Source organism: Pseudomonas sp. K5002, assembly GCF_013386655.1.
GTDB lineage: Bacteria > Pseudomonadota > Gammaproteobacteria > Pseudomonadales > Pseudomonadaceae > Aquipseudomonas.
The window spans coordinates 1-8,399 of sequence record NZ_JACARK010000121.1; the positions used below are offsets into that span (position 1 = coordinate 1).

Here is an 8,399-nt window from a genome sequence, read left to right on the forward strand (position 1 = left end):
GCTGTCCAGGGCCAGTACCGGGTCGGTCATGGCGGCGAGCAGGGCGTCGAGTTGCAGGTGCTGGCGCTGGCCGGGGAGGATGTCGACCACGGTCACGGCTTGCACGCCGCCCACGCTGAACAGTGCATCACGCAGCTCTTCCAGTACCTCGGCGCTCAGGGTCGGGGCGTCGATGTAGACGTTGGGCGGAACCATTTCCACCGCATCCAGGTTCAGATTGCGCCCACCGAGCAAGGCCAGGACTTCCTGGGTGATGCCGACGCGGTCGATGAAGCTGACGTGGATACGCATGGGGCTGTTTTTGGTTCTGGCGAGCGAGAGGTGGCAAGTATGCCTTGGAGAAGATAGAGATCAAAATGTGGGAGCNNCGGTGTGTCAGTCACCGGATGTATCAACTGATACACCGCATTCGCGAGCAAGTCGAATCGTCGCACCGCCGCTCCCACATTTGATGGTTGGTGCCTGGGAAATCAGGTTATTCGAGGTGTTCGGGTTTGACCGGATCCCCAGGCTTCACATCCAACTGATGGCGCACATCCTCAAACATCAAATCGTACTGCTTGTGCATCTGGCCATTGAGCACGGCAATCTTCGGCATGCCGTACTTCTGCGCGATGTTCATCGCCTGCCGGGCGAAGTCGAACGACTGGTCCTTGGGCAGGAAGAACTCTTCCTTGAGCTCCTTGCCCTGCACCGTGCCGTGCATCTTGAAGAGCATTCCCTTGCCTTCCTTTGGGTCCTGGCTGACTTCGTAGTCGATGCACAGGTTGTAGCTGTAGTCATCCTTGTTCAGCGCGTGGCGTTCGATGTGCAGGTGACCAGGTTCAAAGGTAGCCATAGGCGTTTCTCCTCTACTTCACAGGTAGGTGATGCCAGGTTTTGCGGTACTGATGCGGGTGCCGGCGCTGCCCTGGACGATCGCTTCGATGTCCGAGAGTGAACCGATCACTGCGGTTTTTCCAGTCTGGCGGGCGAACTCGCACGCGGCCTGGACCTTGGGTCCCATGGAGCCGGCGGCGAAGCCGAGCTTTTCGATTTCGTCCGGGTGTGCCTGGCCGATGGCTTTCTGGGTGGGCTTGCCGAAGTCGATAAAGGCGGCATTGACGTCGGTGGCGATCACCAGCAAATCGGCGTCCAGTTGCCCGGCCAGCAACGAGGAGCACAGGTCTTTGTCGATCACGGCTTCAATGCCCTTGAGCTTGCCGTCTTCGCCATACATCGTCGGAATCCCGCCGCCACCGGCGCAGATCACGATGCTGCCTTTTTCCAGCAGCCACTGGATCGGGCGGATTTCAAAGATCCGTTTTGGCCGTGGGCTGGCCACCACGCGGCGATACTTGTCGCCATCGGGGGCAATCGCCCAGCCTTTTTCAGCGGCCAGTTTTTCCGCTTCGGCTTTGGAGTACACCGGGCCGATGGGTTTGGTCGGGTTCTGGAAGGCCGGGTCCTTGGCGTCGACTTCGACCTGGGTCAGCAGTGTGGCGAACGGCACTTCGAAGTCCAGCAGGTTGCCCAGTTCCTGTTCGATGATGTAGCCGATCATGCCTTCGGTTTCGGCTCCCAACACATCCAGCGGGTAAGGTGAAACCTGGGTGTAGGCGGCAGCCTGCAGCGACAGCAGGCCCACTTGCGGGCCATTGCCGTGGGCAATCACCAGCTCGTTGCCTTTGTGGATCTTGGCGATCTGTTCGGTGGCGATGCGGATATTGGCCCGTTGATTGTCTGCGGTCATGGGTTCACCACGGCGCAGAAGGGCGTTGCCGCCCAGTGCAACGACGATACGCATATAAGGTTGTCCTTCCAGAATCCAGCGTTGTGAACACCGGGCCAAATGTGGGAGCGGTATTGGTTTAGATATCCGCCAGCGCCGACACCAGGATCGCCTTGATGGTGTGCATGCGGTTTTCCGCCTGTTCAAAGGCAATGTTGGCCGGGGACTCAAACACTTCTTCGGTCACTTCCACGCCATTGGCCAGGTTTGGATAACGCGCGGCGATGTCCTTGCCGACCTTGGTTTCGCTGTTGTGGAACGCCGGCAGGCAGTGCATGAATTTCACGCGGGGATTGCCCGAGGCCTTCATCATCTTGGCGTTGACCTGGTACGGCAGCAGTTGCTCGATGCGCTCGTCCCACGCTTCCACGGGTTCGCCCATGGACACCCAGATATCGGTGTGGATGAAGTCCACGCCTTTCACCGCTTCCTTCGGGTCTTCGGTGATGGTGATGCGCGCGCCGCTTTCCTCGGCGAATGCCTGGCACTGCTTGATGAAATCAGCATGGGGCCACAGGGCTTTCGGTGCGCCGATGCGCACGTCCATGCCCAGCTTGGCGCCGATCATCAGCAGCGAGTTGCCCATGTTGTAGCGGGCGTCGCCCAGGTAGGCGTAGCTGATGTCATGCAGCGGCTTGTCGCTGTGCTCGCGCATGGTCAGGGTGTCGGCGATCATCTGGGTGGGGTGGAATTCGGCGGTCAGGCCGTTGAACACCGGCACCCCGGCGAACTTGGCCAGCTCTTCGACGATTTCCTGTTCAAAGCCACGGTACTCGATGGCATCGAACATCCGGCCGAGGACGCGGGCGGTGTCCTTCATGCTTTCCTTGTGGCCGATCTGCGACGACACCGGGTCGATGTAGGTGACGTGGGCACCCTGGTCGTGGGCCGCGACTTCGAACGCGCAACGCGTGCGGGTCGAGGTTTTTTCGAAGATCAGCGCGATGTTTTTGCCCTTCAGGTGCGGACGCTCGGTGCCGGTGTATTTGGCGCGCTTGAGGTCGCGGGACAGGTCCAGCAGGTAGTGCAGCTCGCGAGTGGTGTGGTGCATCAGCGACAGCAGGCTGCGGTTGCGCATATTAAAAGCCATGGTGGATCTCCTTCTGTTTAGGTTATCCCCCTGGCCGGCGCCTTATGAGCGGCGGCCAGGGTTTGAATATCAGTAGTCGATTGGGTCGCGAATGATCGGGCAAGTCATGCAGTGGCCGCCGCCACGGCCACGGCCGAGTTCACCGGCGCTGATGGTGATGACTTCCACACCGGCCTTGCGCAGCAAGGTGTTGGTGTAGGTGTTGCGGTCGTAGCCGATCACCACGCCAGGCTCCACGGCCACTACGTTGTTGCCGTCATCCCACTGCTCGCGCTCGGCGGCGAAGCTGTTGCCGCCGGTTTCCACCACACGCAGGGCCTTGAGGTTCAGGGCGGCGGCGACGGTGTCGAGGAAGTTGGTTTTTTCGCGCTGGATGTCGATGCCGCCGGGCTTGGTCTCGTCCGGGCGCAGGGTGAAGGCGACGATCTGGTTGACCACTTCCGGGAAGATCGTGACCAGGTCGCGGTCGCAGAAGCTGAACACGGTGTCGAGGTGCATCGCCGCGCGGGATTTTGGCAGGCCGGCGACGATCACACGCTCCACGGCCTTGTGCTTGAACAGGTTCAGGGCGAGTTGGCCGATGGCCTGGCGCGAGGAACGCTCGCCCATGCCGATCAACACCACGCCGTTACCAATCGGCATCACGTCGCCGCCTTCCAGGGTGGCGTTGCCGTGTTCCTGGTCAGGGTCGCCGTACCACACCTGGAAGTCCGCGTTGGTGAACTCGGGGTGGAATTTGTAGATGGCGCTGGCCAGCAGGGTTTCCTGGCGTCGCGCCGGCCAGTACATCGGGTTCAGCGTCACGCCGCCGTAGATCCAGCAGGTGGTGTCGCGGGTGAACTGGGTGTTGGGCAGCGGCGGCAGGATGAAGCTTGAGTGGCCGAGGAAATCGCGGAACATCTCGATGGTCTTGCCACCGAAACTGCTCGGCAGGTCATCGGCCGACACGCCACCGATCAGGTACTCGGCGACCTTGCGCGGCTCCAGGCTGCGCAGCCACGAGCTGACCTCATTGACCAGCCCCAGGCCCACCTGGTTGGCGGTGATCTTGCGCGCCAGGATCCAGTCCAGCGCTTCGGGGATGGCGACGATGTCGGTCAGCAGGTTGTGCATTTCCAGCACATCGATGTCGCGCTCGCGCATCTTGGTCACGAAGTCGAAGTGGTCGCGCTTGGCCTGGGCTACCCACAGCACGTCATCGAACAGCAGTTCATCGCAGTTGTTTGGGGTCAGCCGCTGGTGGGCCAAACCTGGGGAGCACACCATGACTTTGCGCAGTTTGCCGGCTTCGGAATGTACGCCGTACTTCACTTTTTCCGTGGTCATTACAGATCCTCCAGTGAACAATGATTACAGGGTCAGGAAGCCGGAGTAGAGGCCATAGCCCGCCACGAGGGCGCCTATGACGACTGCGGCGAAAATCAGCTTCTCGACGTTGGTGAAAATCGGTTTGCCCAATTCATGCTTGGCCATGGCGAACAGGATCACGCCAGGGGCGTAGAGCAGGGCGGACAGCAACAGGTACTTGGTGCCACCGGCGTACAGCAGCCAGACCGCGTAGATCAACGCGATGGCGCCGATCAGCAGGTCTTTCCTGCGTTCGCCCGGGGCGCTTTCATAGGTTTCACCGCGCACCGCCAGCAGCAGTGCATAGGCCGCCGACCACAGGTAAGGCACCAGGATCATCGAGGTGGCGAGGTAGATCAGCGACAGGTAAGTGCTGGCCGAGAACAGCGTGATCACCAGGAAAATCTGCACCATGGCGTTGGTCAGCCACAGGGCGTTGGCCGGCACGTGGTTGGCGTTTTCCTTACGCAGGAACTCCGGCATGGTGTGGTCCTTGGCGGCGGCGAACATGATCTCCGCACACAGCAGCACCCACGACAGCAGCGCCCCCAGCAAGGAAATGATCAAGCCGACGCTGATCAATACCGCGCCCCAGTGACCCACCACGTGCTCCAGCACGGCGGCCATCGACGGGTTTTGCAGCTTGGCCAATTCCGGTTGGGTCATGATCCCCAGGGACAGCACGTTCACCAGCATCAGGAACAGCAGCACGGTGATAAAACCAATCACGGTGGCCTTGCCGACGTCGGAGCGTTTTTCGGCGCGGGACGAGAAGATGCTTGCGCCTTCAATGCCGATGAACACCCAGACGGTGACCAGCATCATGTTGCGCACCTGGTTCATCACGCTGCCCAGGTCCGGGTTTTTCACGCCCCAGATGTCGGCGGTGAAGATGTCCAGCTTGAACGCGAAGAGCGCGATCAACACAAACAGCACCAGCGGCACCACCTTGGCGATGGTGGTCACCAGGTTGATGAACGCGGCTTCCTTGATCCCGCGCAGTACCAGGAAGTGCACGGCCCACAGCAGCACCGACGCGCCGATCACCGCCGCCGGGGTGTTGCCTTCGCCGAAGATGGGGAAGAAGTAACCGAGGGTGCTGAACAGCAGCACGAAATAGCCGACGTTGCCCAACCAGGCACTGATCCAGTAACCCCAGGCGGATGAGAAACCCATGTAGTCGCCAAACCCGGCCTTGGCGTAGGCATAGACCCCGCCGTCGAGGTCGGGCTTGCGATTGGCCAGGGTCTGGAACACGAACGCCAGGGTCAACATGCCCACGGCGGTGATCACCCAACCAATCAGTACCGCGCCGACATCGGCGCTGGCCGCCATGTTTTGCGGCAGTGAGAAGATCCCGCCACCAATCATTGAACCCACGACAAGTGCAACCAGTGCGCCGAGTCGAAGTTTTCCGGGAGATTCAGACATCGCATGACTCCAATGCAGGAGAAGAGAGACCACAGAATAAATCCGTGCGCTAATCAAACAGCTGACTCAGATCACTTCATTGGCACATTCCATTGTGAATTAATGACTTATGATGAAAGGTACGGGCGCTCAAGTGCCTCGCAGAGGCTCGTCGTAGAGCGGTTCTGCGTTTCAAACAACAGGTTTTCTCATTAGCATGGACCTTTGAAGCTAGCCCGTATTTGCAGATATGCAAACTTTTACAGCGCAGCGTTATTTAAATTATAAATTTGCCTTAACGCTGTTTATTGTCATGCCTTTAAGTTATGAAACAGGCGCCTTTATTGGCTATATCTAATAAACGCTGCGCCGGCTTAATAAATTAGTTGAGTGCACAGTTGTTGGCTCAATGGTTGTTTTGTTCAGGAGTATTCATGTCCCAATCCTCGGAAAAGCTGCGCCTCAATGCCTTGATCGCCCTGGTGGTGGGCTCGATGATCGGCGGCGGGATTTTCTCGTTGCCGCAGAACATGGCGGCGCGGGCCGAGGTAGGCGCGGTGTTGATTGGCTGGGGCATTACCGCCGTGGGCATGCTGACCCTGGCCTTTGTGTTCCAGACCCTGGCCAACCGCAAGCCGGAACTGGATTCCGGCGTATACGCGTACGCCAAGGCCGGGTTTGGCGACTACATGGGTTTCTCGTCGGCCTGGGGCTACTGGATCAGTGCCTGGATGGGCAACGTCGGTTACTTCGTGTTGCTATTCAGTACCCTCGGCTACTTTTTTCCGGTGTTCGGCCAGGGCAATACCCCGGTAGCGATTGGCTGCGCGTCGGTGTTGTTGTGGGCGGTGCATTTCCTGGTGATGCGCGGGATCAAGGAGGCGGCGTTCATCAACCAGATCACCACCGTGGCCAAGATCGTACCGCTGGTGATGTTTATCGTGATCGCCGCCGTGGCATTCAAGGCCGATATCTTTACCCGGGATATCTGGGGCCTGAGTAATCCGAATTTCGGCGGCGTGGTGGATCAGGTGCGCAACATGATGCTGGTCACGGTGTTTGTGTTTATCGGCATCGAGGGCGCCAGTGTCTACTCGGCGCGGGCCGAGAAACGCTCGGACGTGGGCCGGGCCACGGTCATCGGTTTCCTGGGGGTGTTGGCACTGCTGGTATTGGTCAACCTGCTGTCGCTCGGGATCATGAGCCAGCCGGAACTGGCCAACCTGCAAAACCCGTCCCTGGCCGGGGTGCTGGAACATATCGTTGGCCCGTGGGGCGCGCTGTTGATCAGCATCGGCCTGGCGGTTTCGCTGTTGGGCGCGCTGCTGTCGTGGGCATTGCTCTGCGCCGAAATCCTCTACGCCACCGCCCATGACAAGACCATGCCGGCGTTCCTGAAAAAGGAAAACGTCAATCAGGTGCCGGTCAATGCGCTGTGGCTGACCAATGTGATGATCCAGCTGTTCCTGGTGATCACGCTGTTTTCGGAAAGTACCTACACCACCCTGATCTACCTGGCGTCGTCGATGATCCTGGTGCCCTATCTGTGGTCGGCGGCGTATGCGGTGCTGTTGAGCGGCCGCGGTGAAACCTACGAAGGCGCCCATGGCGAACGCACCAAGGACCTGCTGGTGAGCCTGATCGCCCTGGCCTATGCGGTGTGGCTGCTCTACGCCGGTGGCCTGAAGTACTTGCTGCTGTCGGCGCTGCTGTATGCACCGGGCGTGATCCTGTTTGCCCTGGCCAAGCGCGAGCAGGGCCAGCCCTTGTTTACCCATCTGGAAAAAGGCATTTTCGCCTGCGTGATCGCCGGGGCGAGCCTGGCGGCGTATGGGTTGTACAGCGGGGTATTGTCGTTGTGAGAATGCAGCTGGCGTATCAGGCGCCGTATGACTGGGCGGCGATGTTGGGCTTTTTGTCGGCGCGGGCGATCAGCGGGATGGAGACGGTGGACGCAGGCGTTTACTCGCGCAGTATCAGTGTCGACGGTCAGCAGGGTTGGCTCAGTGTGTCGCCCGGGGCCGGTGATTGGCTTGAGGTAACGGTGGACTTCCCCGACCCGGCTGCGTTGCCGGAAATTGAGCGGCGGTTACGGGACATGTTTGACCTGTCGGCTGACCCGAAGCGGATCAACCGGCAATTGGCGAATGATCCCTTGATGGCGAGCTTGGTGGCGGCGCGTCCTGGCTTGCGGGTGCCGGGAACCTGGGATGGGCTGGAGTTGGCGATCCGCGCGGTGTTGGGCCAGCAGATTACCGTGGTGGCGGCGATCAAGCTGGCGGGCAAGCTGGTGGCGCAGTACGGCACGCCGCTGGTGACGCCCCATGCCGGTGTGACCCATGTGTTTCCTTCGGCCGAGGTGCTGGCAGCCGCAGATTTGGCAACCCTCGGCATGCCGAAAAGTCGCGGGCGTACCTTGTCGGGCGTGGCCCAGGCGTTGCTGGATGACCCGCAGATTTTCCAGGCGAAGGCGAACCTGAAGGAAGGCGTGGCGCGGTTGGTCGCATTACCCGGGATTGGTGACTGGACGGCGCAGTACATCGCCATGCGCCAGATGCGCGAGCAGGATGCGTTTGCCTCGGGGGATATCGGTTTGATCAATGCGCTGGTGGCGCTGGAAGGCGGGCCGGTGAGCCCGCGCCAGTTGCTGGCGCGGGCTGAGGCCTGGCGACCGCTTAGAGCCTATGCGGCGCAGCATTTGTGGACATCACTGAGCCGCGCGGATTGATTCTGCATACCTGTGGCGAGGGAGCGTGCTACCGCTGGGGCGCGAAGCGGCCC

The 8,399-nt window shown here is 60.4% G+C and carries 7 protein-coding genes and 1 pseudogene; 2 read left to right on the forward strand and 6 right to left on the reverse strand.

Annotated features, from left to right (window positions below; genetic code table 11):
* From HX846_RS07415 to arcD (HX846_RS07440), 6 genes and pseudogenes are all read right to left on the reverse strand, one after another.
* A pseudogene (locus HX846_RS07415) lies at positions 1-291 on the reverse strand (Fis family transcriptional regulator); the annotation flags it as partial.
* A 184-nt stretch (positions 292-475) separates the two neighbouring features.
* On the reverse strand, positions 476-838 hold the full coding sequence (locus HX846_RS07420; protein WP_003220051.1) for a DUF5064 family protein: 363 nt from the start codon (positions 836-838) through the stop codon (positions 476-478).
* 18 nt (positions 839-856) lie between these two features.
* Positions 857-1,786, reverse strand: a complete 930-nt coding sequence (gene arcC, locus HX846_RS07425) for a carbamate kinase (RefSeq protein ID WP_087692649.1) — start codon at positions 1,784-1,786, stop codon at positions 857-859.
* A 64-nt stretch (positions 1,787-1,850) separates the two neighbouring features.
* Positions 1,851-2,861: an ornithine carbamoyltransferase gene (locus tag HX846_RS07430; protein WP_003220053.1), complete on the reverse strand. Its 1,011-nt coding sequence runs from the start codon at positions 2,859-2,861 to the stop codon at positions 1,851-1,853.
* A gap of 69 nt (positions 2,862-2,930) precedes the next feature.
* Positions 2,931-4,187, reverse strand: a complete 1,257-nt coding sequence (gene arcA, locus HX846_RS07435) for an arginine deiminase (protein WP_087692650.1) — start codon at positions 4,185-4,187, stop codon at positions 2,931-2,933.
* A gap of 24 nt (positions 4,188-4,211) precedes the next feature.
* Positions 4,212-5,639: an arginine-ornithine antiporter gene (gene arcD, locus HX846_RS07440; protein WP_003220056.1), complete on the reverse strand. Its 1,428-nt coding sequence runs from the start codon at positions 5,637-5,639 to the stop codon at positions 4,212-4,214.
* A 413-nt stretch (positions 5,640-6,052) separates the two neighbouring features.
* Between arcD (HX846_RS07440) and arcD (HX846_RS07445) the strand changes: the two genes are divergently transcribed.
* Together arcD (HX846_RS07445) and HX846_RS07450 are read left to right on the forward strand one after the other, a co-directional pair.
* The gene (gene arcD, locus HX846_RS07445; RefSeq protein ID WP_003220058.1) at positions 6,053-7,480 is read left to right on the forward strand and encodes an arginine-ornithine antiporter; all 1,428 of its coding nucleotides are present in this window, start codon (positions 6,053-6,055) and stop codon (positions 7,478-7,480) included.
* Positions 7,481-7,482: 2 nt separating this feature from the next.
* Positions 7,483-8,346, forward strand: coding sequence for a DNA-3-methyladenine glycosylase (locus HX846_RS07450; RefSeq protein WP_008433096.1), 864 nt, complete (start codon positions 7,483-7,485; stop codon positions 8,344-8,346).
* Positions 8,347-8,399: the final 53 nt, after the last annotated feature.